Raw genomic sequence first — 22499 nt, 5'->3', positions numbered from 1 at the left:
ATGCTGAAAAGATGCCTGTGGCTTAGCGCACTTATCGCTGGCTGGTTGATGATCACCGCGTGCAGTAGCGCGCACAATACGACGCCTCGCTATGTTCCTCCAGGAGAGAGAACAGAGCTTACGGCGGACCATCCGTGGCCAAAAAATAGTTTCCTGGTGCTGGGCTATCACGATGTAGAAGATGGCGCAGCGGATCAACGCTATCTCTCTGTGCGCACCAGTGCGCTGAGCGATCAGATAGGCTGGCTGCGTGACAACGGCTATAACCCGATCAGCGTGCAGCAAATTCTCGACGCCCATGACGGCAAAATCGTGCTGCCTGAAAAAGCCGTGTTACTTACCTTTGATGACGGTTATAGCAGCTTTTATACCCGCGTCTGGCCGCTGCTAAAAGCCTACAACTGGCCTGCGCTATGGGCGCCGGTGGGAAGCTGGGTGGATGCCCCCGCCAACAAAAAAGTGGATTTTGGCGGCCTGATGACGGCCCGAGACAAATTCGCCACCTGGAAAATGGTTGAGGAAATGGGCAAGTCACCGCTGGTGGAGGTCGGGGCGCACACCTGGAACTCGCATTTCGGCGCTGAGGCGAACCCGCAAGGCAGTAAAGAACCGGCGGTGGCTAACCGTCTGTATGACAAAAAAACCGGTACATATGAAACGGACGAGCAGTACAATCGCCGCATAAATACCGATATCTCTTTGATCACCAACAAAATTAAAGCTGTAACCGGGAAATCGCCGCGCGCATGGGTGTGGCCGTACGGTGCTGCTAACGGTACGACGTTAAATTTGGCCAAAGAGCATGGTTATAAGATGGCGTTTACGCTCAATGAAGGGCTGGCGAATGCGGCGTTTCTTGATGATATTCCGCGTGTGCTGATCTCAGATAACCCTTCTCTTAAGCGTTTTGCCAGTCAGGTCGCGCAGGTGCGTGAACCACAGACCATGCGCGTGATGCATGTCGATCTGGATTACGTGTATGACAAAGATCCTGCCCAGCAGAAGAGAAACATTGATAAGCTGATCCAGCGTGTTTACGACATGCGCATTTCACATGTCTTCCTGCAGGCATATGCCGACCCCAAAGGCGACGGGAATATTCGCGAACTCTATTTCCCTAACCGTTGGCTGCCGATGCGTGCCGATCTCTTTAATTACATCTCCTGGCAATTACAAACGCGTGCTGGCGTGACGGTTTATGCCTGGATGCCGGTGTTGGCGTTCGATCTCGACGCGTCTATCCCACGCGTCACCGCATGGGATCCGAAAACCGGACGCAGTGCGATTAACCACGAACAGTATGTGCGTCTGTCTCCCTGGAGTAGCGAAGCGCGTCAACGCATTACCGAGATCTATGAAGACCTGGCGAAGCATGCCAGCTTCAAAGGCATATTATTCCATGATGATGCATTCCTGACGGACTTCGAAGATGCCTCGCCGGATGCGTTAGCCGCCTACCGCGCTGCGGGCCTACCGGACAGCATTGAGAAAATCCGTAACGATCCGCAGGCATTTGAACGCTGGACTCGTCTGAAAAGTAAAATGCTGATCGACTTTACCCAGCAGCTGACGCGTTCGGTGCGTAATATTCGCGGCCCGCAGGTACAAACGGCGCGCAATATTTACGCCATGCCGGTACTGGAGCCAGAAAGTGAAGCCTGGTTCGCACAAAACCTGAATGACTTCCTCAATACCTATGACTGGACTGCACCGATGGCGATGCCATTGATGGAGAATATTCCAGCCAATGATGCCAATGCCTGGCTCGACAGATTGGTGAATGCCGTTGCGCAGACCCCAGGCGCGCTGGATAAGACCGTGTTTGAGCTGCAGGCACGCGACTGGCGTAAATCCGGTGAACAGGCCGAAATCAGCGGTAAACAGATAGCCGAATGGATGCGCCAGCTTAAATTAAGCGGTGCTGGTAACTACGGTTATTACCCGGATGATTTCATCAGCGACAAACCCGAGATGTCAGAGATTCGCTCGACGTTCTCATCATATTGGTACCCGCAAAAATGACCGATCGCATTATTGCTTTCCTGATACTTTGCCTGATGTTCAGCCTGCCGTTTGGCGTGGCTGTCATCTTTACGGGTGAAGTGATGCTGAACTTTGTCTTCTTCTGGCCCTTGTTCATGTCTGCTTTGTGGATAAGTGGTGGGGTGTACTTCTGGTTTTACCGTGAGCGTCACTGGAAATGGGGAGACGATACACCGCCACCGACGCTGGAGGGAAATCCGCTGGTTTCGATTTTGATCCCTTGCTACAACGAGGGGATCAACGCGCGCGAAACCATTGGTGCCGCGCTGGCACAGCGTTATAAAAATATTGAAGTTATCGCCATCAACGACGGTTCGACGGACGACACGCACGACGTGCTGGAACAGTTGGCAACGGAGTATCCGAGCCTGCGGGTGATTCATTTAGCTGAGAACCAGGGGAAAGCCCTGGCGCTCAAAACAGGTGCTGCCGCAGCGCGTAGCGATTATCTGGTGTGCATCGATGGTGATGCGTTACTGGACCGTGATGCGGTGGCGTATATTGTCGCTCCGCTGATCCAGTTCCCGCGCGTGGGGGCGGTAACCGGGAACCCGCGTATCCGTACCCGTTCCACGTTGATTGGCCGCGTGCAGGTCGGCGAGTTCTCCTCAATCATCGGCCTGATTAAGCGTACCCAGCGAGTCTACGGGCAGATCTTTACCGTCTCCGGCGTGATTGCGGCGTTTCGTCGTCGTGCGCTGGCGGAGGTGGGGTACTGGAGTCCGGACATGATCACCGAAGATATCGACATCAGCTGGAAGCTGCAGTTGCGCCACTGGTCGGTATTCTTTGAACCGCGGGCGCTGTGCTGGATCCTGATGCCTGAAACCTTAAGAGGGTTGTGGAAACAGCGTCTGCGCTGGGCGCAGGGTGGGGCCGAGGTGTTTATTGTTAACATGCGCCGCCTGTGGTCGTGGGAATTCCGTCGCATGTGGCCGCTGTTCCTTGAGTTCTGTTTTTCGACCGCCTGGTCGTTTGCCTATGCGGTCAGCATCCTGTTGTTCGTGTTAGGGCTGATCATGCCGATGCCTGACTCGTTATATGTGCAGCATCTGTTCCCGCCAGCCTTTACCGGACTCATCCTCGGCGTAGTCTGTTTGCTGCAGTTTGCCGTGAGCCTGATGATTGAACGACGCTATGAAAAAGGCATTGGCGCCTCGTTGTTCTGGATTATCTGGTTCCCGGTGGTGTACTGGATGCTGAGCCTGTTTACTACGCTGGTGGCGTTCCCCAAAGTGATGCTCAAACGCAAACGCAAACGCGGTCGGGCGCGCTGGGTGAGTCCTGACCGTGGGATAGGGAGGATCGAACCATGAGCCAGCCGCTGATTTTTACCGAACGGCGTCTCCTGCCACGCATAATAGACGTGCTGTTGACGCTAATTGCGTGGATTGGGTTTCTGTACCTGATTTATAAGGGGCTGATTAACGCGCTGGCACACTCGCCGTATATGGGCGTGCGGCCGTTTTTCACCACCCTGGATACGGTGACCTTTTACATATTGGTCGCCTTAATCAACGGACTGGTGCTGATTGGCTGGGCGAAGTACAACCAGTACCGTTTTCGGGTGGAACGACGCAACCGCAGGCCTGGGCTTGAACATCATGAGCTGGCGGAAAGCATGCGTATTACCCCGGAACTGGTAACAGAGCTCAACAAAGCCAGGGTACTGACGGTACACCACCATGAGAATGGTGAAATCAGTCATGTCGATGTGGACAAGCACATTGCCGATAACCGGTTGCCGCCGCCCACGCCGGCCATGCTGACGATGCTGCCGGAAAGAACGTTCGAGTCTGAAGACGCAAAATAATGACCCTCAGGCGGCATGAGACAATTTGTGCCGCCTGTTACATCCTTCAACCCTGCATCGGACTATGATTAGACTCGGTACAATAAAAATAACTGAGGCAATGTCATGGATAAGCAACTACTGGATGCAGGCTACCGGGCCTATACCGGTGAGAAGATCGACGTCTATTTCAATACGGCAATGTGCCAGCACTCGGGAAACTGTGTGCGCGGCAGCGCGAAGCTGTTCAACCTCAAGCGTAAACCGTGGATTATTCCGGATGAAGTTGATGTAGCCACGGTTATCAGGGTTATCGATACCTGCCCAAGCGGTGCGCTGAAATACCGTCAGAAATAAGTGAGGGAACCATGGAAATTCTTGCAGGCCATAACAAATTTTATGTGAATGATGCACAGGGCAACCAGGTGGCTGAGATTGTTTTCGTGCCGACCGGCGAGCATTTGAGCATTATTGAACATACTGATGTCGACCCCAGCCTGAAAGGTCAGGGCGTGGGTAAACTGCTGGTGGCAAAGGTGGTGGAGAAAATGCGCGCCGAAAACCGCAAGGTTATTCCACTGTGCCCATTTGCCAAACATGAGTTTGATAAAACTCGCGAGTACGACGATATCCGCGCCTGATATGCGCAGTTGTAGGCCGGATCGGTGCAGCCGTCATCCGGCATCTTATTCCCGATGCAGCAGATCCTGATAAATCCCCGTCAGAACCCCGTGTGGACCAAACTCCTTTTTAATCCACTGAGTGACCCGGCCAGTTGCCGAGTGCTGGGTTGCCAGCAGCATGCGTGAATCCTGGCGCGGGTTATGGATCTGACGCGTCACCAGCAGCGACTTCTCCATTGCCTCACGGACCATGTAGTCCGGCAAAAAGCCAATACCTTCGCCGAGGATCTGGCACTGACATTTGGTATTAAAATCGGGGACCAGAATGGACTCCTGCCCATGCAGCAGCCAGCCGACCTTCTTGTTAATGGTATGCGCGGTGTCTTCGACCATGATGTTTGGGTACAACCGTAGCTGACTTTCTGAAATAGGTTCAGGCATAAACGCCAGCGGGTGATCCGGGGCAATGGCAAACGACCAACGGATCGCCCCTATCTCGGTGTAATCAATCCCGCCGCCGTCCAGTAATGTGTCCGGTGCGCCAATGGCGATGTTGGCCTGGTTATTAATAATGGAATCCCAGACGCCGTTATACACTTCGGTGGTCACGGTTATCTGGCAGGTTGGAAACTGCTTTTTGAGGGCCTGCAGCAGCCGAGCGGTATGCAGCGGGGTGTAGAGCAACTGGTTAATGCAGATGCGCACTCGCGCCTCAATGCCCTGAGCGATGGTATCAATACTGCGCTTGATGGCGTGGAAGTCGTTTAGCAGGTCGGTCGCCTTACGGAAGAAATAGCGCCCGGACTCGGTCAGCTCAATGCTGCGGGTATTGCGGGTAAACAGCACCACGTCGAGCCCTGTTTCCATTCGCTTGATGGTGTAGCTGATGGCGGAGGTGGTTAAACCCAACTCTTCGGCGGCCTTGCTAAAACTGCTGTAGCGCGCAGCCATAGTGAATGCCAGCAGGTTCTCCTCGGTAAAAATTGAATTCATCCTCTCTCCCCTCGGGCTCGTCTACCCCTGCCATACGATGATTGTTGAATGTATTTGTAATCCTTATGTAGAGCAACCAGTTTTGAACAGAATTTAACACTAGGGTTACATTTGATTTGAAGGCAATCACACTTCTGTCTTTTAGTTGCAGGCCGCTATCCGTGCAGCATCCCGCTTTATTTCCCGGATGTCTGAATAATGTCTAAAAGAGCAGCGGTCATAAGAGAAAGATTGCACTACAGCACGTTTTTGCTCTCATTATTAAATACTATTCAATAATCGACTCACTAACGATGAATGAAATTTAAGCGGATGTTATTCCCATCTCTCTGTTGCTATTCTCAGGTTATCGGAATTTTAAAAAGCCTTAAAAACTGCAGGAGAAGGATTATGTCAGAGAAAGAACTTATTACCGAATTTCTGCTGGCGGCAGAGCAGGGCAATGTGCAGGGATTAACATCCTGTCTGGCAAAAAATGTGGATATTAATGCGACCAATCGCCAGGGACGCACCGCCATTATTATTGCCAGCCTGAATAAACATTATGACAGTGTGTCTTTATTGATTGAGGCCGGTGCCGATATTAATAAACAAGATCAAACCTGTTTTAATCCATTCCTGATTAGCTGCCTGACCAATGATTTAACGCTGCTGCGTTTGGTATTACCGGCTAACCCTGATCTCAATGTTCTCAGCCGTTTTGGCGGCGTTGGCATTACGCCTGCCAGTGAAAAAGGCCACGTGGAGATCGTGCGTGAGCTGCTGCTGCGTACCGACATCAACGTTAACCACACCAACTTCGTCGGCTGGACGCCGCTGCTGGAAGCTATCGTACTCAACGACGGCGGCGCCAAGCAGCAGGAAATCGTCAAGCTGCTGCTCGACAATGGTGCGAATCCGCACATGACGGACAAGTACGGCAAAACCCCGCTGGAACTGGCGCGGGAGAAAGGGTATCACCAAATTGCCGAGCTGCTGATTGCCGCCGGAGCTTGACCGAGGAGCGCCACTATCGCCACGCCATCACGGCGATGCGTAACGGCGCTAACCGCCGACGGCGTGTTTCTTGAGTTTCGGGGAACGGGGCGCGTTGAACAGGTTTTTTCCCGCGCGGTAAACCTGTTCATACCCGAGCGGCAGCGATTGTTCACCTTACTGAGCGAGAGCGGCGATAACGCGCCTAACAGCTGTCGGCTGGCGCTGACGCATTGTGAAGACCTGTTTCACCCCGGCGAGCCGGTGAGTTTTACCGAGACGGGGATAGCCGTTGGCACGGATAAATGGATAGCAACCTCCGGGTGCCAGACCTGGCAAATGCCGCGCTGGTCGCCAGATGCAGACAGCTTCGCGGCAATTTCCTGGCGTTGCTGGGCAGAGGTTATCCGCCAACAGCTGAATCACTGCGACACATTATTTTTGTACCAAGGCGATAACCCGTTTTATCAGGAAATCGCCCGTGAATTACAGAACCGCCGCCGGGCATTAATCGCCGCCCTGAATAACGGCGAAAATATTTCTTTCGCAGTTGGCCAGTTAATCGGGCTGGGAATTGGCTTAACGCCATCATCCGATGATTATTTAGTGGGCCTGAGTACGGTTTTATTTATTAACGGTCACCCGTTAAAAAAATACCAGCACGATTTTTTAGCAGCATTACGGATTGCCGGAAATAACACGACGCTGCTCAGTAAAATAACGCTGGAAGAGGCTTTTTATCAGCGTTATCGGGAAAGCGTCGCGCGCCTGGTAACCCATATTATTACGCGGCAACACCACGTTGCTACGCCATTTATTACTGACATTAAAAATATCGGCTCAAGTTCTGGCTGCGACATGCTGTATGGCATGGCGGACGCCTGCACCCTGAGCCATCGGTCCGGAGGGAATTATGTCGATCAGGATAGTTGTTAAAAAGAACACGTATTTTGATTCTGTGTCACTGATGTCTATCTCAACGCGCGCTAACAAGCTCGATGGCGTGGAGCAGGCGTTCGTGGCAATGGCAACGGAAATGAACAAAGGCGTGCTGAAGAATCTCGGCCTGCTGACGCCTGAACTGGAAGAGGCGAAGAGTGGCGATCTGATGATTGTCATCAAGGGTGCGAGCGAGGCGGCGAACGCGCAAACGCTGGTGGCTATCGATGAGCTGTTCACGCATAAGGAGCAGGGCGGCCAGCACGAAGCACGCTATGCCACGCTTGCCAGTGCGAAGAAGCACGTTCCCGACAGCAACCTGGCGGTGATTTCGGTCAACGGCCTGTTCGCGGCCCGTGAAGCACGTCAGGCGCTGCAAAATAACCTCAACGTGATGCTGTTCTCTGACAACGTGTCCCTCGACGATGAGCTGGCGCTGAAACAGCTGGCGCACGAAAAAGGGCTGTTGATGATGGGGCCGGACTGTGGGACGGCCATTATTAACGGTGCGGCGCTGTGTTTTGGTAATGCAGTGCGTCGCGGCAATATCGGCATTGTCGGCGCATCCGGCACCGGTAGCCAGGAACTCAGCGTACGTATTCATGAATTTGGCGGAGGTATTTCCCAACTGATTGGTACCGGTGGACGTGATCTGAGCGAAAAGATTGGCGGCCTGATGATGCTCGACGCGATTGCGATGCTGGAAGCCGATCCGCAAACCGAGATTATTGCGCTGATCTCCAAACCGCCTGCGCCTGCGGTGGCCCGAAAAGTGCTGGACCGCGCGCGCGCTTGTCACAAACCGGTGGTGGTGTGTTTCCTCGGACGTGAAGCCGCGCTGGCGGATGAAGACGGATTGCAGTTCGCCCGTAGCACCAAAGATGCGGCGCTGCGCGCAGTTCTGCTCAGCGGCGTGAAAAAGGAGAGCCTGGACCTGCATCCGCTCAACTGGCCGCTGATTGAAGAAGTCCGCGCCCGTCTGACCCCGCAGCAAAAATATATCCGTGGGTTGTTCTGTGGCGGCACGCTGTGCGATGAGGCGATGTTTGCCGCGATGGAAAAACATGCCGAGGTGTACAGCAACATTCACCCGGACCCGGCGTTCCGTCTGCCGGATATTAACCGCAGCGTGGCGCATACCTTCCTCGATTTTGGTGATGACGACTTCACCAACGGCAAGCCGCACCCGATGATTGACCCGACCAACCGCATCAGCCGTTTGTTGCAGGAAGCGCGGGATCCTGAAGTCGGCGTGATCGTGATGGATTTTGTCCTCGGCTTTGGATCGCATGAAGATCCTGTGGGGGTAATGATCGAGGCGATCGCTGAGGCGAAAGCGATCGCTGCCGCAGACGGACGTCCTCTGGAAATCCTCGGTTATGTCCTGGGAACTGACCAGGATACGCCATCACTGGAAAAACAGTGCCAGATGCTGACCGACGCCGGGGTTATCTGGGCGAGCAGCAGCACCAACACCGGATTGCTGGCGCGTGAATTTATCTGTAAAGGGGAGGAAGCCTGATGAGCCAGACGCTGTTTACCCAGCCGCTGAACGTGATTAATGTCGGCATCGCGATGTTCAGTGATGACCTGAAAAAGCAAAATGTCCCGGTGACCCAACTCGACTGGACGCCGCCGGGCCAGGGCAATATGCAGGTGGTTGCCGCGCTGGACGAGATTGCCGATTCGCCGCTGGCAGACAAAATTGCTGCCGCAAACCAGCAGGCGCTGGAACGTATTATCCAGTCGCACCCGGTGCTGATTGGTTTTGATCAGGCCATCAACGTGGTGCCGGGCATGACCCGCAACACCATCCTGCACGCCGGGCCGCCGACCCGTTGGCAAAACATGTGCGGCGCTATGAAAGGAGCCGTGACCGGGGCGCTGGTGTTTGAAGGACTGGCGAAAGACCTCGATGCTGCCGCCGAGCTTGCCGCCTCCGGTGAAATCATCTTCTCGCCGTGCCACGAGCACGACTGCGTCGGCTCGATGGCGGGCGTCACGTCGGCCTCGATGTTCATGCACATCGTGGAAAACAAAACCTACGGCAACCGCGCATATACCAATATGAGCGAACAGATGGCGAAGATCCTGCGTATGGGGGCGAACGATCAGAGCGTTATCGATCGCCTGAACTGGATGCGCGACGTGCTGGGACCGATGCTGCGCGACGCCATGAAGCTGGCGGGGGAAATCGATCTGCGCCTGATGCTGGCGCAGGCGCTGCACATGGGCGATGAATGCCACAACCGCAATAACGCCGGGACGGCGCTGCTGATTCAGGCGCTGACCCCATGGATTATCCAGACCGGCTATCCGGTGGCGCAGCAGCGTGAGGTCTTTGAGTTTGTCCTTAGCAGCGACTATTTCTCCGGGCCGACGTGGATGGCGATGTGCAAAGCCGCGATGGATGCTGCGCACGGCATTGAATACAGCACCGTAGTGACGACGATGGCGCGCAACGGCGTTGAGTTTGGTCTGCGCGTCAGCGGGTTACCAGGCCAGTGGTTTACCGGTCCGGCTCAGCAGGTGATTGGCCCGATGTTTGCGGGCTATAAGCCGGAAGATTCCGGGCGTGATATCGGCGACAGTGCGATTACCGAAACCTACGGCATTGGCGGTTTTGCCATGGCAACGGCGCCGGCCATCGTGGCGCTGGTCGGCGGTACGGTTGAGGAAGCGGTCGACTTCTCTCGCCAGATGCGTGAAATCACCCTCGGCGAAAACCCGAACGTCACCATTCCGTTACTCGGTTTTATGGGCGTACCCACCGCTATCGACATTACGCGCGTCGGCAGCACCGGCATTCTGCCGGTGATCAACACCGCGATTGCCCACAAAGATGCGGGGATCGGCATGATCGGCGCGGGAATTGTCCATCCGCCGTTTGCCTGCTTTGAAAAGGCAATTCTCAGCTGGCGCGATCTCTACTGCCAATAACCATAACCAGGGGCTAATGCCGTTAGCCCCTGGTCGCGAAGCGAATAACGTTGCTTACCTGCAGGGCTGGGCGATCCCCGCGATCGCAAACGATGCTTAACCTGTAAAGGATATTCCATGAACAGCACAAAACTAGAATGGAAACGGGGTGACTGGGCGGCTTACTTTGGGCTGATGACCAACAACCTGACTAACCTGCTGACAATGATGGGGCTGCTCATCTTTGTCGTCGGGATCCCTACCGAAATTGTCTACGGCCGTATTGCGCCTGCTTTTGGTCTGGCGGTGCTGGTGGCCAGCGTCTGCTACGCCTGGTTTGGCCTGCAGATGGCAAAACAGACCGGACGTAAAGACGTGACGGCGCTGCCGTCCGGGCCGAGCGCCCCGTCAATTTTCACCGTCACCTTCCTGGTATTGATGCCGGTGTATCAGCAAACCAAAGATGCCAACTTTGCTATCCAAATCGCGCTGGTGTGGTGTTTTGTCGAAGCGTTGATCCTGGTTGGCGGCTCGTTCCTTGGTGAGACCATCCGCAAGATGATCCCGCGCACGGTGCTGCTCTCTTGTTTATCCGGTCTGGGTCTGCTGCTGCTGGCGATGAACCCGATGCTGCAGGCATTTGAAGCGCCAACCGTATCGTTCATCGTGCTACTGCTAATTTTCATTAACTGGTTCGGTAAGAAGCCGATTTTTGCCCGTATCCCTACCGGCCTGCTGCTGCTGATCGCCGGTACGGCATTGGCGTGGATCTCCGGCCTGCAAAGCCCGGAAGCGATCAAAGCGTCGATGTCTTCCTTTGGCTTCAACCCGCCGGAAATTCACGTCGACAGCTTCCTGCAAGGCTTGCCGCACGCGCTGCCGTATCTGGCTTCTGCGGTTCCTCTGGGACTGGCGAACTACATTTTTGACCTTGAGAACATTGAAAGTGCGCACGCCGCAGGCGATGAGTACAACACCCGTAAAGTCATGATGGCGAACGGCTTTGCATCAATGCTGGGCTGCATGTTGGGTAATCCGTTCCCGGTTACCGTGTATGTCGGACACGCGGGCTGGAAAGCGATGGGTGCCAGCATCGGCTATACCCTCGCGTCGGGGATCACTATGTTCCTGGTGCCGCTGTTTGGTCTGGGAGCGTTTATGCTCGCCATCATTCCGATGACCGCGATCGTGCCGATACTGGTGTTTATCGGCGTAGTAACCGCCAACCAGGTGGTGCGAGAAACGCCCAAAGTTGAGGTGCCCGTCATCTTCATCTGTCTGTTCCCGTGGATTGCCAACTGGGCGTTAACCATCGTGAACAGCGTGATGGGGGCGGCGGGAACGTCAGCGGCAAAACTCGGGACCGATCTGCTGCACAGCAAAGGCGTGTACTACGACGGGCTGGTGCACCTTGGTAGCGGTGCGCCGCTGGCCAGTATGCTGTGGGGCTGTATCGCCATCTTTGCCATTATCAACAAACCATTACGTGGGGCGATTGCCGCCGCCGGTGGGGCGCTGCTGTCACTGTTTGGCGTGATCCACTCTCCGGCCGTTGGGTTTGCTGAAGGCAGTTCGCTGATGTTTGTCATGGCCTACCTGATGATGGGCGGGATGTTCGTGATAAAGCATGTGCTCGACAGCCGTGAAGCGGTGACTGCCCTTGAGCAGCAACCGACCAAAACCTCCTGAATCGCTTTGCTGTGGAAGATGACGCTATGAAAGAACTTGTGGTCGTTGCCATTGGCGGCAACAGCATTATCAAAGATAACGCCAGCCAGTCAATTGAGCACCAGGCTGAAGCCGTAAAAGCCGTTGCCGATACGGTGCTGGAGATGTTGGCATCGGACTACAACATTGTGCTGACGCACGGCAACGGGCCGCAGGTGGGACTCGATCTGCGGCGCGCGGAGATTGCCCACGAGCGTGAAGGCTTGCCGCTGACGCCGCTGGCAAACTGCGTCGCCGATACCCAGGGTGGCATTGGTTATCTGATCCAACAGGCGCTGAATAACCGTCTGGCGCGGCGTGGTGAACAGAAAGCGGTCACCGTGGTCACGCAGGTGGAGGTCGACAAAAACGATCCGGGATTTGCCAACCCCACCAAACCGATCGGCGCGTTCTTTAGCGACGCTCAGCGTGATGCGCTACAGCTGGCTAATCCGGGCTGGCGCTTTGTTGAGGATTCCGGGCGCGGCTACCGTCGGGTCGTTGCTTCGCCGGAGCCGAAGCGCATCGTCGAAGCCGAGGCGATTAAAGCGCTGACCCAGCAAGGCTTTGTGGTGATTGGCGCGGGCGGCGGTGGGATCCCGGTGGTACGTAGCGATCAGGGGGATTACCAGAGCGTAGATGCGGTGATTGATAAAGATCTCTCCACCGCGCTGCTGGCGCAGGAGATCCGCGCCGACGTGCTGGTGATCACCACCGGTGTTGAGAAAGTGTGTATTCATTTTGGCAAGCCTGAGCAGCAGGCGCTGGACACCGTGGATATTGCAACAATGACCCGCTACATGCAGGAAGGGCATTTCCCGCCGGGCAGCATGTTACCCAAAATCGTTGCCAGTCTGACGTTCCTCGCCCGTGGCGGTAAACGGGTGATCATCACCACGCCGGAATGCCTGCCCGCCGCGCTGCGCGGCGAAACGGGCACCCATATTGTCCATTCCTGAAAGGAGATGCGAATGAAGGAAAGTAACAGCCGCCGTGAGTTTTTAAGCCAGAGCGGAAAAATGGTCACCGCTGCTGCGCTATTTGGCGCGGTCGCTCCGGTCGCGTATGCTGCGGATCCTGTCGGGACAACCCGTTGCGCGAAGAACACGATGACGATTAACGATAAACACTACTACCTGGATAACGTCCTGCTGGAAGCGGGATTTGATTACGAAAACGCCGTGGTGGTGCATACCCGTACCGCACTGCAAACCGTAGAGATTCAGGACGGGAAAATTGTTGCGCTGCGTGAGAATAAGCAGCATCCGGATGCCATGCTGCCGCACTACGATGCAGGCGGAAAGCTGATGCTGCCCGCCATGCGCGACATGCACATCCATCTGGATAAAACCTTTTATGGCGGTCCGTGGCGCTCACTAAACCGCCCGGCGGGGACCACTATTCAGGATATGATTCGCCTGGAGCAAAAGCTGCTGCCGGAACTGCAGCCGTATACGCAAGAGCGTGCGGAAAAGCTTATCGACCTGCTGCAATCAAAAGGTACCTCGATTGCCCGCAGCCACTGCAATATTGAGCCGGTTTCTGGGCTGAAAAATCTGGAGAATCTACAGGCGGTGCTGGCGCGTCGTCAGCCGGGTTTTGCCTGTGAGATCGTGGCATTTCCGCAGCATGGCCTGCTGTTATCGAAGTCTGAACCGCTGATGCGTGAAGCGATGCAGGCGGGGGCGCAGTACGTAGGTGGGCTGGACCCAACCAGCGTGGACGGGGCGATGGAGAAATCCCTCGACACCATGTTCCAGATTGCGCTTGATTACGACAAAGGCGTGGATATCCATCTGCATGAAACCAGCCCGGCAGGTGTGGCGGCGGTGAATTACATGGTGGAAACGGTAGAGAAAACCCCGCAGTTGAAGGGCAAGCTGACCATCAGCCATGCGTTTGCGCTGTCTACGCTGAACGAGCAGCAGGTGGATGAACTGGCGACCCGCCTGGTGGCGCAGCAAATTACTATTGCCTCGACGGTGCCGATTGGCACGATGCACATGCCGCTGAAACAGCTGCGCGACAAAGGCGTGGTGGTGATTACCGGCACCGACAGCGTGATCGACCACTGGTCGCCGTACGGGCTGGGGGATATGCTGGAAAAGGCCAATCTGTACGCGCAGCTTTATATTCGTCCGAACGAGCTCAACCTGTCGCGGGCGCTGTTCCTTGCCACCGGCGATGTGCTGCCGCTCAATGATAAAGGCGAGCGCGTATGGCCAAAAGCACAGGATGAGGCCAGCTTTGTGCTGGTGGATGCCTCCTGTTCTGCCGAGGCCGTTGCCCGAATCTCTCCCCGTACCGCCACCTTCCATAAAGGCCAACTGGTGTGGGGGAATGTGGCGAGCTAGTCAGGTTTTACGCGCAGCGGCAAAGGTCGCTGCGCGCTATTGTGACTCGTGTTACCCCACGATCCCCATATAACCGTGAATGCCCATATATAAGCCGACCATGGCAATCAGCACACTGGAAAAATAAGGGGCTTTGCGCGCCAGCGTGTTAAACCCGCTCCAGCGTTTGGCTGCCTGCTGCACGCTGATGGCCGCGCCTACACCCACCGTGACCAGCGTTATTGCCAGACCAACGCTAAAGCACAGCACCATGGTGGCCCCCAGCGTGAAGGCTTTAAGCTGGATGCAAATCAGCAATACGGTGATGGCAGCAGGGCACGGGATCAGTCCGCCGGTCAGGCCAAACAGCAAAATTTGCCCGTTGGTAACCTCTTTACCCGCAAAGCGGCGCTGGATATCCGTGGCATGCGCCCGTTCGTGGGCATCCTGATACTCTTTTGAATCTTCAGCAAAGCCTGCCAGCGCGGCATGATCGTGTTCGTGGTGATGATCATGGTGATGATGATCGTCGTGGTGAGCATGATGATGGTGGTCATGGTCATGCTCATGGTGGTGATCATGGTGATGGTGATGATCGTGCCCGTGGTCGTGATGCGCGTCGGCCAGCCAGTTCTGCTCCCCGCGCCAGGTGCGCCAGAACATCCACAGTGCGGTGCCGAGAATAATAATCGCCGAGACAAACTGTAGCCAGGGTTCGACCGCCTGGGCGGTAAAGGCTTTGCTGATATACATCCCACCCAGCGCAATCAACCACACCACGGCGGTGTGCGACAGCGTCGCCGCCAGTCCCAGCATCACCGCCTGTTTGATGGTGCCTTTAATGGCGATGATAAAGGCTGCCATCATGGTTTTGGAATGCCCCGGCTCCAGCCCGTGTAACACGCCCAATAAAATCGCACTGGGAATAAAGAACCAGGCGTTGCCCTGCTGAAGTAGCGTCGAAAATTCACCCATGAGAATGATTCTTAGTTGGTTTGTTTCGTCAGATTCTACTCCCCCCCAGTACCGAATACTACCCCCCAGTAGATCGGCACGGTATAGTAAGTCATGATTTATGCAACGGGGACAGGACGATGTCACATACGATCCGCGACAAACAAAAACTGAAAGCCCGCGCGAGTAAGATTCAGGGGCAGGTAGCCGCGCTGAAAACCATGCTTGACGAACCGCACGAATGCGCCGCCGTTTTACAGCAGATTGCGGCGATCCGCGGTGCGGTAAACGGATTAATGCGTGAAGTGATTAAAGGTCATCTGACCGAACATATCGTGCATCAGGGTGATGAAATCAAGCGTGAAGAGGATTTGGATGTGGTGCTGAAGGTGCTGGACTCCTACATCAAATAATTCAGTTTAACGGCCCATCTACGTTCAATACCGTTCAGATAAGTATGGATGGAGAACGTTTTGCTCTGAATAAGTTTCCGTTCACCTTATGTGCGTTGCTTCTCTGATATCGTGATACCCGTGAACGTGCAAGGGAGGCTCACCGCCGCCTCCCTTGCATCCCTGGCTCCCGGCGGGAAAATTGTTGCTGCGCAATCCCCTCCGCTTATTCCTTCAGGCTACCGGGTCGGGCGCGAGGTTGCGTCCTTGCAAAGCGCGCCCTGAGCCAGCATCCATGCTGGCTCTCCCGGCCTTACGGAAACACGTCGGCAATTTTCAGCCGGACCTGCCACACCTGACCACCTGCGCTTTTATTTGAATATCTCTGAACCGCAAAACGGATATAGCTGAAGTCCAGCTTCGCTGAGGCGGCACCCGCTTTCAGGAGAATGAGCCGTTAAACAACATGTTCTAGCCGAAGAACATAACCGAAACACACAGCAGACCGACAATCAGGGTGATCAGATTACCCACCGAGCGGTACGGCTTCAGTGCCGGGATCAGATACGTAGACAACGTCGGCATGATGAACAGAATCATGGCGATCAGCGGCCCGCTAATCGCGTAAATCATTGAAATTGCATTTGGATTAATGCAGCAAATGATAAACGTGATGGTGGAGACCAGCATAATAGACAGGGCGCGGTTAAAGGCCCGGCTCTTCTTCACTCCGACCTGGTGCAGCGACGTTTTGACCAACTCTGTCGCCCCTTCAATCACGCCAAAGTAGGTGCCGAGGAACGATTTTGACATCGCCACTACGGCGACGATGATCCCAGAAATTGACAGCCATGCGGGCGCGTTGGGCATCATCGACAGCGCAGACAGAATGGTCACGCCCTCGTGCTTCGCATCTTCAATGTAATTTACCGGAATCGACAGCAGACAGCTGAAGACGAAAAACAGCACGCTCAGGCAGATGATGACGTAGGCGACCTTCATGATTTTTTTGCATTTACCCATGGCCTGCTCACCGTATTTCTCGCGTCTGTCGATAGCAAACGTGGAGATAATCGGCGTATGGCTAAAAGCGAAAACCATCACGGGAATCGATATCCAGACCTGATGCAGCGTGTGCTGATCGAAAGACATCTGGCCGGTGAGTAGCGTTGGCTGCCAGCTTCCGGTCAAGTAGAGCGACAGAAACAAGAAGTAGGCGATTAGCGGGAATACCAGAAAACCCATCACCCGGATGGTGGCCTGGCGACCCATCAGAAAAATCAAATTTAGCACCAGCACTACGCCGAGACTGACCAGCATACGCACGCGAAGATCGATCTCGATATGTTTTGCCAGCTGCTCGGTGAGTGAGTTGGTAATCGCCACGGCGTAGATCAGCACCACCACAAAGAAGGCTACAAAATAGAGCGTCGTAATCAAACTGCCTATCTTTTTGCCGTAATAGTGAGTAACTGCGCCAGTGATCCCTTCACCTGCTGAGGTTTTGGATGACAGAATAAACTGGCACAGCGCTTTATGCGGCCAGTAGGTTAAAGGCCAGGCGACGAGTGCGGTGATAAACAGCACCACCGCGCCCGCAGAACCCAGCTGTATGGGGAGGAAAAGGGTTCCTGCGCCGACCGCAGTCCCATATAACGCGAAGCTCCAGAGAGTCTCTTCTTTTGACCAAATTTTCGACATTATTTGAACGTATCAACTATAAAATAAACAAAAAGAAGCGCAATTTACCACAAATGAGCGGGGCTGGGGGAGGCGTGAACGAGTGGGCTGGTGAATGGATGAATAGCCGGAATGGGGAAAATTCCGACTATTCATTGGATTATCAGGCAGTAACGCGCTGCTGGCGACGCTTCATCACGCGCTCGCGTAATGTGTCATACGCCCAGTTATAAAACATGGTGTACGGCAGGAAGAACAGGAAGAAACCTATTTCCAGTGTGAATGCCTGCAATAGAGTGACGTTCAGCACATACGCCACAATGCTCACCCCAATCACAATAAACCCACTCTCAAAACCTAACGCGTGGAATGCGCGTACTTTAGCCGTACGTTTCACTACGTGAGACGGCCATAAGCGGTCAAACAGGGCGTTATAAATGATATTCCAGATCATCGCCGTGGTCGCCAGAAGTACGGTCAATCCGCCCATTTCCAGCACCGAGCGCTGCATCAACCACGCGGTGGTTGGTGCGAGCACAGCGGTGGCAATGCCCTCAAAACAGACGGCGTGAAAAATACGTTCCATTAATGAACGGCGTTGGATTGTATCGTGTTGCATAACCTAAAACCTTCTTTGATGCCCGGATAACGGAATACTGGTAATTTTATCGTTTTATGTGATATCTAAAAGATAGAATCCATCGATAAAGTAGATAGTTTATGCGCTACTCTCCTGAGGCATTAACGGCATTTGTTGAGACCGTCTCCTGCGGCTCATTTTCTGCGGCGGCGCGGCGGTTACGCAAAAGTCAGTCCACCATCAGCACGGCGATAGCCAATCTGGAAGCCGATCTCGGCTTTGCGCTGTTTGACCGCTCTTCACGCCAACCCACGCTTACCGAGCAAGGTAAACGGGTACTCGGCTACGTGCAGGCAATTCTGTCGGCCAGCGATCGGCTGGACGAGGCGGCGATTTCGCTGTCGGGCGCCACGGAAGCGCGGCTGACCTTTGTGCTTTCGGACACCCTGCATCCGGATGTGCTGGAAGAATTAATGGTGCAGTTTGACCGGTTGTTCCCGCACACCGAATTTGAGTGTCTGATTGGCGAAGATGAGGATGTTATCGATCTGCTGCAAAAGGGGCGTGCGCAGGTTGGTCTCCTTGAAGCGCGCGAGGATTACCCTACGGATATGGGTGTCACGCGCCTGCCGATGCAAACCTTGATGGGATTGTACGTGGCGGCTTCGCACCCGCTAGCGGCGCAGGAAAAACTGCAGTGGGAGCAACTACATACCTGGCGCGAGCTGCGGCTAAATACCTATCTGGAAAGCGGCACTAACGTGGCGCGTGGCCCGGTGTGGTCTGCACCCAACTATTTATTATTGCTCAGTATGGCTGTGCAGGGATTTGGCTGGTGTGCGCTGCCTTGTGCGCTGGTGGAGGAGTTTGCTGCGGAAAAACAGCTGGTACAGCTGAAAGTGCCTGGCTGGCCAAAGGCTATCTCAATCGACCTGCTGTGGAACAAGAAATCGCCGCCTGGCGTGGCGGGAAGCTGGCTACGCGATCACTTACAACAGGGTGGCGTTTCGATGATAGATAAATGATACACATTTCCTTTGTGATAAAACTCACCATTTTCTAAACAACTAAGATAACTATTCTTAACAATCATCTACTATTGCGCTGTTATTTTGCGCTGAGGTGGTGATGAAAGAGGTTGTGATAGTGGGGGCGTTGAGGACACCGATTGGCTGCTTCCAGGGTACGCTGGCGCGCCACTCTGCCGTTGAATTAGGCAGTATGGTGGTCAGGGCGTTAATGGAACGCACCGGGGTGGATGTTCACTCTATTGATGAAGTGATCCTCGGTCAGGTCCTCACGGCGGGGGCAGGGCAAAACCCGGCACGCCAGTCTGCCATTAACGGAGGACTCCCCAACACCGTTTCCGCCATCACTATTAACGATGTTTGTGGCTCGGGCCTGAAAGCGCTGCATCTGGCAACGCAGGCTATCCAGTGCGGTGAAGCCGATATTGTGATTGCCGGCGGACAAGAGAATATGAGCCGCGCCCCACATGTCCTGACTGACAGCCGCACCGGGGCGCAGCTCGGTAACAGTCAACTGGTAGACAGCCTGGTGCACGACGGCCTGTGGGATGCTTTCAACGATTATCATATGGGCGTTACCGCAGAAAATCTGGCGCGGGAGTACGGTATCAGCCGTGAATTGCAGGATGCCTACGCGCTTCACTCGCAACACAAAGCGCGTATGGCGATCGATGCCGGACGGTTTAAAGATGAAATTGTGCCGGTGATCACTCAGCGTAACGGGCAATCGATAGTGGTGGATACAGACGAACAGCCGAGAACCGATGCCAGCGCAGAAGGGCTGGCGGGTTTGGATCCCACTTTTGATCGTTTAGGTTCCGTCACGGCGGGTAACGCGTCATCAATAAACGATGGTGCCGCTGCCGTGATGATGATGAGCGAAGCCAAGGCCCTGGAGCTGAATTTACCCGTGCTGGCGCGTATTCGCGCTTTTGCCAGCGTCGGCGTTGATCCGGCGTTAATGGGCATTGCGCCGGTGTACGCGACGCGACGCTGCCTGGAGCGAGTCGGCTGGCAATTGGCGGATGTCGATCTTATCGAAGCCAACGAAGCGTTTGCCGCGCAGGCGCTTTCCGTCGGCAAAATGCTGGAGTGGGACGAACGCCGAGTGAATGTGAACGGCGGGGCCATTGCTCTTGGTCATCCGATTGGAGCATCCGGTTGCCGTATTCTGGTTTCGCTGGTCCACGAAATGGTAAAACGTCGGGCGCACAAAGGTCTGGCAACGCTGTGTATCGGCGGCGGTCAGGGTGTAGCGCTTGCTATTGAACGCGACTGATCGCATTTAAAAAAACTATCCCACACGCTCTCCTGCTGCGTTTCCCCCTGTAAATGTAAAAAGCCCTCTACAAGGAGGGCTGTGACAGAAACATCCATTCCCAAATAACATTGAGTTATCAAAGCAACGTTTTCTGTCGTGTCATTGCCAACACTATTGTCAGAAAAGGTGTGTGAACTCGCCTTTAGCATGACTGTATTTTCAATGTGTTATCTCAACCACTGATGGACTATCGCCTTAGTGGTTTATGTATCTGTTTGTTTCATATGATGTTTAAACGTATTCCTAAGCGATTCCTGTTTTTTTATAGCAGCTAGCGTGATCGAAACTACACTTTTGATAATAAGATGCAGAAAAAGTGAAACATCGTTTTAGTTGTAATTGAAAACGCGTTCAGGGAGGGATACTATGAACGCATTAGGTAAAACGGAACGGTGTTTTGCTATTCAATAACGAATTCACGGTCAATTTATCACTGGAGGTAAATGTGGACGTCAGACAAAGCATTCACAGTGCGCATGCTAAAACCCTGGACACTCAGGCGCTGCGTAATGAATTTTTAGTAGAGCAGGTATTTGTTGCAGACGAATACACCATGGTTTACAGCCATATCGACCGTATTATTGTCGGCGGTATCATGCCAGTGGCTAAAACCGTATCTGTTGGCGGTGAAGTCGGCAAACAGCTGGGCGTGACGTATTTTCTCGAACGTCGTGAACTGGGCGTAATCAACATCGGCGGTCCGGGCACAATTACCGTAGACGGTCAGTGTCATGAAATTGGTCATCGCGATGCGTTATACGTCGGAAAAGGCGCCCAGGAAGTGGTTTTTGCCAGCGTAGATGCGGCAAAACCAGCGAAGTTTTACTACAACTGCGCACCGGCACACACCACGTATCCAACCAAAAAAGTCACGCCAGCAGACGTTGCGCCGGTGACGCTGGGCGATGACCTTACCAGCAACCGTCGTACTATCAACAAATACTTCGTACCGGATGTACTGGAAACCTGCCAGTTGAGCATGGGGCTGACCGAACTGGCGCCTGGTAACCTGTGGAACACCATGCCGTGCCATACCCATGAACGCCGCATGGAAGTCTATTTCTACTTCAATATGGAAGAAGACACCTGTGTATTCCATATGATGGGGCAGCCTCAGGAAACGCGTCATATTGTGATGCACAACGAGCAGGCCGTCATTTCCCCAAGCTGGTCTATCCACTCTGGCGTCGGCACCAAAGCTTATACGTTCATTTGGGGCATGGTCGGCGAAAACCAGGTCTTTGATGACATGGACCACGTCGCAGTAAAAGATCTGCGCTAGTCGCGGGCGGCAACTCAGCCTGTCGGTGATGGGCAATATAAAAATTAAGGATTAACAATGATTTTGAATGCATTCTCTCTTGAAGGTAAAGTCGCCGTTGTGACAGGTTGTGACACCGGTCTGGGTCAGGGTATGGCGCTGGGTCTGGCGGAAGCGGGCTGCGATATCGTGGGGATCAACATTGTTGAGCCGACCGAAACCATCGAACGCGTTACCTCGCTGGGCCGTCGCTTTTTAAGCCTGACTGCCGACCTGCGTCAGATTGATGGCATTCCGGCACTGCTGGAGCGTGCGGTGGCAGAATTTGGCCATATCGATATTCTGGTCAATAACGCGGGTCTTATCCGCCGTGATGATGCAATCGACTTCAGCGAAAAAGACTGGGACGACGTCATGAACCTGAACATTAAGAGCGTATTCTTTATGTCCCAGGCGGCGGCTAAGCACTTCATCGCGCAGGGCAACGGCGGTAAAATTATTAACATCGCCTCTATGCTCTCCTTCCAGGGTGGCATCCGCGTGCCGTCTTACACTGCATCAAAAAGCGGCGTAATGGGCGTAACCCGCCTGATGGCGAACGAGTGGGCAAAACACAACATTAACGTCAATGCGATTGCACCGGGCTACATGGCGACCAACAACACGCAGCAACTGCGTGCTGATGAGCAGCGTAGTGCAGAAATCCTCGATCGTATCCCGGCGGGCCGCTGGGGCCTGCCTGACGATCTGAAGGGACCAATCGTGTTCCTGGCGTCCAGCGCATCTGACTACATCAATGGCTACACCGTTGCGGTAGACGGCGGCTGGCTGGCTCGTTAATTCGCCCTCCAGTATCAATGAACCCTGCCAACTGGCGGGGTTTTTTTTGGTTTTAAGTTATTTTAATCCATATTGTGATTATAAATTAATCCATAATCAATTATGTATGTATTGATTGG

Annotated in this window: 21 protein-coding genes; 17 read left to right on the top strand and 4 right to left on the bottom strand. The window is 54.2% G+C overall.

All coding sequences use genetic code 11. From position 1 onward, the window contains the following. From pgaB to IMQ48_RS10290, 5 genes are all read left to right on the top strand, one after another. A complete protein-coding gene (gene pgaB, locus IMQ48_RS10310) occupies positions 1-2022 on the top strand; it encodes a poly-beta-1,6-N-acetyl-D-glucosamine N-deacetylase PgaB (RefSeq protein WP_196208958.1) in 2022 nt (673 codons plus the stop codon). Next, positions 2019-3359 (top strand): poly-beta-1,6-N-acetyl-D-glucosamine synthase, encoded by a 1341-nt coding sequence (pgaC, locus tag IMQ48_RS10305; protein WP_196208957.1) that lies wholly within the window; start codon positions 2019-2021, stop codon positions 3357-3359. The genes pgaB and pgaC overlap by 4 nt, the downstream gene beginning before the upstream one ends. Next, complete coding sequence (pgaD, locus tag IMQ48_RS10300) at positions 3356-3856, top strand: poly-beta-1,6-N-acetyl-D-glucosamine biosynthesis protein PgaD (protein WP_196208956.1); 501 nt, start codon at positions 3356-3358, stop codon at positions 3854-3856. Before pgaC ends, pgaD begins: the two co-directional genes overlap by 4 nt. A 105-nt stretch (positions 3857-3961) precedes the next feature. Further along, positions 3962-4192, top strand: a complete 231-nt coding sequence (gene yjdI / locus IMQ48_RS10295; protein ID WP_196208955.1) for a 4Fe-4S mono-cluster protein YjdI — start codon at positions 3962-3964, stop codon at positions 4190-4192. Positions 4193-4203: 11 nt separating this feature from the next. Beyond that, positions 4204-4476, top strand: a complete 273-nt coding sequence (locus IMQ48_RS10290; protein WP_096755814.1) for a GNAT family N-acetyltransferase — start codon at positions 4204-4206, stop codon at positions 4474-4476. Between the two features lie 45 nt (positions 4477-4521). On the opposite strand, the gene IMQ48_RS10285 is transcribed toward IMQ48_RS10290, so the two are convergent. After that, on the bottom strand, positions 4522-5451 hold the full coding sequence (locus IMQ48_RS10285; RefSeq protein ID WP_196208954.1) for a LysR substrate-binding domain-containing protein: 930 nt from the start codon (positions 5449-5451) through the stop codon (positions 4522-4524). Between the two features lie 297 nt (positions 5452-5748). Between IMQ48_RS10285 and IMQ48_RS10280 the strand changes: the two genes are divergently transcribed. From IMQ48_RS10280 to IMQ48_RS10250, 7 genes are all read left to right on the top strand, one after another. Next, positions 5749-6447, top strand: coding sequence for an ankyrin repeat domain-containing protein (locus tag IMQ48_RS10280; RefSeq protein WP_370551849.1), 699 nt, complete (start codon positions 5749-5751; stop codon positions 6445-6447). A gap of 63 nt (positions 6448-6510) precedes the next feature. Continuing rightward, entirely contained in the window at positions 6511-7362 is an 852-nt protein-coding gene (locus tag IMQ48_RS10275; protein ID WP_196208952.1) for a DUF2877 domain-containing protein, read from the top strand. After that, positions 7340-8887, top strand: a complete 1548-nt coding sequence (fdrA, locus tag IMQ48_RS10270) for an acyl-CoA synthetase FdrA (protein WP_196208951.1) — start codon at positions 7340-7342, stop codon at positions 8885-8887. Before IMQ48_RS10275 ends, fdrA begins: the two co-directional genes overlap by 23 nt. Beyond that, on the top strand, positions 8887-10305 hold the full coding sequence (locus IMQ48_RS10265; protein WP_196208950.1) for a DUF1116 domain-containing protein: 1419 nt from the start codon (positions 8887-8889) through the stop codon (positions 10303-10305). Before fdrA ends, IMQ48_RS10265 begins: the two co-directional genes overlap by 1 nt. A gap of 117 nt (positions 10306-10422) precedes the next feature. Beyond that, positions 10423-11973 carry a xanthine permease gene (locus IMQ48_RS10260; RefSeq protein WP_096755820.1) on the top strand — a complete coding sequence of 517 codons (1551 nt, stop codon included), beginning with the start codon at positions 10423-10425 and terminating at the stop codon, positions 11971-11973. A 26-nt stretch (positions 11974-11999) separates the two neighbouring features. Then, a complete protein-coding gene (locus tag IMQ48_RS10255) occupies positions 12000-12950 on the top strand; it encodes a carbamate kinase family protein (RefSeq protein WP_115257552.1) in 951 nt (316 codons plus the stop codon). A 12-nt stretch (positions 12951-12962) separates the two neighbouring features. Continuing rightward, the gene (locus IMQ48_RS10250) at positions 12963-14345 is read left to right on the top strand and encodes an amidohydrolase family protein (protein WP_196208949.1); all 1383 of its coding nucleotides are present in this window, start codon (positions 12963-12965) and stop codon (positions 14343-14345) included. Positions 14346-14396: 51 nt separating this feature from the next. Here the strand turns inward: IMQ48_RS10250 and IMQ48_RS10245 are convergent, their stop codons facing one another. Beyond that, positions 14397-15299: a nickel/cobalt efflux protein RcnA gene (locus IMQ48_RS10245; RefSeq protein ID WP_196208948.1), complete on the bottom strand. Its 903-nt coding sequence runs from the start codon at positions 15297-15299 to the stop codon at positions 14397-14399. A gap of 119 nt (positions 15300-15418) precedes the next feature. On the opposite strand from IMQ48_RS10245, the gene rcnR reads away from it, so the two are divergent. After that, the gene (gene rcnR, locus IMQ48_RS10240) at positions 15419-15691 is read left to right on the top strand and encodes a Ni(II)/Co(II)-binding transcriptional repressor RcnR (protein ID WP_016154292.1); all 273 of its coding nucleotides are present in this window, start codon (positions 15419-15421) and stop codon (positions 15689-15691) included. A 450-nt stretch (positions 15692-16141) separates the two neighbouring features. Here the strand turns inward: rcnR and IMQ48_RS10235 are convergent, their stop codons facing one another. After that, entirely contained in the window at positions 16142-17371 is a 1230-nt protein-coding gene (locus tag IMQ48_RS10235; RefSeq protein WP_196208947.1) for an amino acid permease, read from the bottom strand. A 142-nt stretch (positions 17372-17513) separates the two neighbouring features. Then, on the bottom strand, positions 17514-17969 hold the full coding sequence (locus tag IMQ48_RS10230) for a multidrug/biocide efflux PACE transporter (RefSeq protein ID WP_196208946.1): 456 nt from the start codon (positions 17967-17969) through the stop codon (positions 17514-17516). 101 nt (positions 17970-18070) lie between these two features. Between IMQ48_RS10230 and IMQ48_RS10225 the strand changes: the two genes are divergently transcribed. The 4 genes from IMQ48_RS10225 to kduD all read left to right on the top strand — a co-directional run bounded on the left by IMQ48_RS10225 (position 18071) and on the right by kduD (position 22380). Then, complete coding sequence (locus tag IMQ48_RS10225) at positions 18071-18955, top strand: LysR family transcriptional regulator (RefSeq protein ID WP_196208945.1); 885 nt, start codon at positions 18071-18073, stop codon at positions 18953-18955. Between the two features lie 103 nt (positions 18956-19058). Further along, the gene (locus IMQ48_RS10220) at positions 19059-20237 is read left to right on the top strand and encodes an acetyl-CoA C-acetyltransferase (RefSeq protein ID WP_196208944.1); all 1179 of its coding nucleotides are present in this window, start codon (positions 19059-19061) and stop codon (positions 20235-20237) included. 487 nt (positions 20238-20724) lie between these two features. Then, positions 20725-21561 (top strand): 5-dehydro-4-deoxy-D-glucuronate isomerase, encoded by an 837-nt coding sequence (gene kduI, locus IMQ48_RS10215; protein WP_196208943.1) that lies wholly within the window; start codon positions 20725-20727, stop codon positions 21559-21561. Positions 21562-21618: 57 nt separating this feature from the next. Next, entirely contained in the window at positions 21619-22380 is a 762-nt protein-coding gene (gene kduD / locus IMQ48_RS10210; protein WP_196208942.1) for a 2-dehydro-3-deoxy-D-gluconate 5-dehydrogenase KduD, read from the top strand. Positions 22381-22499 lie beyond the last annotated feature (119 nt).

Source organism: Citrobacter sp. Res13-Sevr-PEB04-36 (genome assembly GCF_015672735.1).
GTDB lineage: Bacteria > Pseudomonadota > Gammaproteobacteria > Enterobacterales > Enterobacteriaceae > Citrobacter.
This window is presented reverse-complemented; position numbering and strand designations above follow the sequence as displayed.

Excerpts from the sequence above, each read along its gene's own strand:
- IMQ48_RS10285 (WP_196208954.1), bottom strand. The coding sequence starts at position 5,451 with ATGAATTCAATTTTTACCGAGGAGAACCTGCTGGCATTCACTATGGCT.
- IMQ48_RS10255 (WP_115257552.1), top strand. The coding sequence starts at position 12,000 with ATGAAAGAACTTGTGGTCGTTGCCATTGGCGGCAACAGCATTATCAAA.
- kduD (WP_196208942.1), top strand. The coding sequence starts at position 21,619 with ATGATTTTGAATGCATTCTCTCTTGAAGGTAAAGTCGCCGTTGTGACA.
- IMQ48_RS10230 (WP_196208946.1), bottom strand. The coding sequence starts at position 17,969 with ATGCAACACGATACAATCCAACGCCGTTCATTAATGGAACGTATTTTT.
- pgaC (WP_196208957.1), top strand. The coding sequence starts at position 2,019 with ATGACCGATCGCATTATTGCTTTCCTGATACTTTGCCTGATGTTCAGC.
- IMQ48_RS10235 (WP_196208947.1), bottom strand. The coding sequence starts at position 17,371 with ATGTCGAAAATTTGGTCAAAAGAAGAGACTCTCTGGAGCTTCGCGTTA.
- IMQ48_RS10250 (WP_196208949.1), top strand. The coding sequence starts at position 12,963 with ATGAAGGAAAGTAACAGCCGCCGTGAGTTTTTAAGCCAGAGCGGAAAA.
- fdrA (WP_196208951.1), top strand. The coding sequence starts at position 7,340 with ATGTCGATCAGGATAGTTGTTAAAAAGAACACGTATTTTGATTCTGTG.
- IMQ48_RS10245 (WP_196208948.1), bottom strand. The coding sequence starts at position 15,299 with ATGGGTGAATTTTCGACGCTACTTCAGCAGGGCAACGCCTGGTTCTTT.
- IMQ48_RS10225 (WP_196208945.1), top strand. The coding sequence starts at position 18,071 with ATGCGCTACTCTCCTGAGGCATTAACGGCATTTGTTGAGACCGTCTCC.
- pgaD (WP_196208956.1), top strand. The coding sequence starts at position 3,356 with ATGAGCCAGCCGCTGATTTTTACCGAACGGCGTCTCCTGCCACGCATA.
- rcnR (WP_016154292.1), top strand. The coding sequence starts at position 15,419 with ATGTCACATACGATCCGCGACAAACAAAAACTGAAAGCCCGCGCGAGT.
- IMQ48_RS10220 (WP_196208944.1), top strand. The coding sequence starts at position 19,059 with ATGAAAGAGGTTGTGATAGTGGGGGCGTTGAGGACACCGATTGGCTGC.
- IMQ48_RS10280 (WP_370551849.1), top strand. The coding sequence starts at position 5,749 with ATGAAATTTAAGCGGATGTTATTCCCATCTCTCTGTTGCTATTCTCAG.
- IMQ48_RS10265 (WP_196208950.1), top strand. The coding sequence starts at position 8,887 with ATGAGCCAGACGCTGTTTACCCAGCCGCTGAACGTGATTAATGTCGGC.
- yjdI (WP_196208955.1), top strand. The coding sequence starts at position 3,962 with ATGGATAAGCAACTACTGGATGCAGGCTACCGGGCCTATACCGGTGAG.
- pgaB (WP_196208958.1), top strand. The coding sequence starts at position 1 with ATGCTGAAAAGATGCCTGTGGCTTAGCGCACTTATCGCTGGCTGGTTG.
- IMQ48_RS10260 (WP_096755820.1), top strand. The coding sequence starts at position 10,423 with ATGAACAGCACAAAACTAGAATGGAAACGGGGTGACTGGGCGGCTTAC.
- IMQ48_RS10290 (WP_096755814.1), top strand. The coding sequence starts at position 4,204 with ATGGAAATTCTTGCAGGCCATAACAAATTTTATGTGAATGATGCACAG.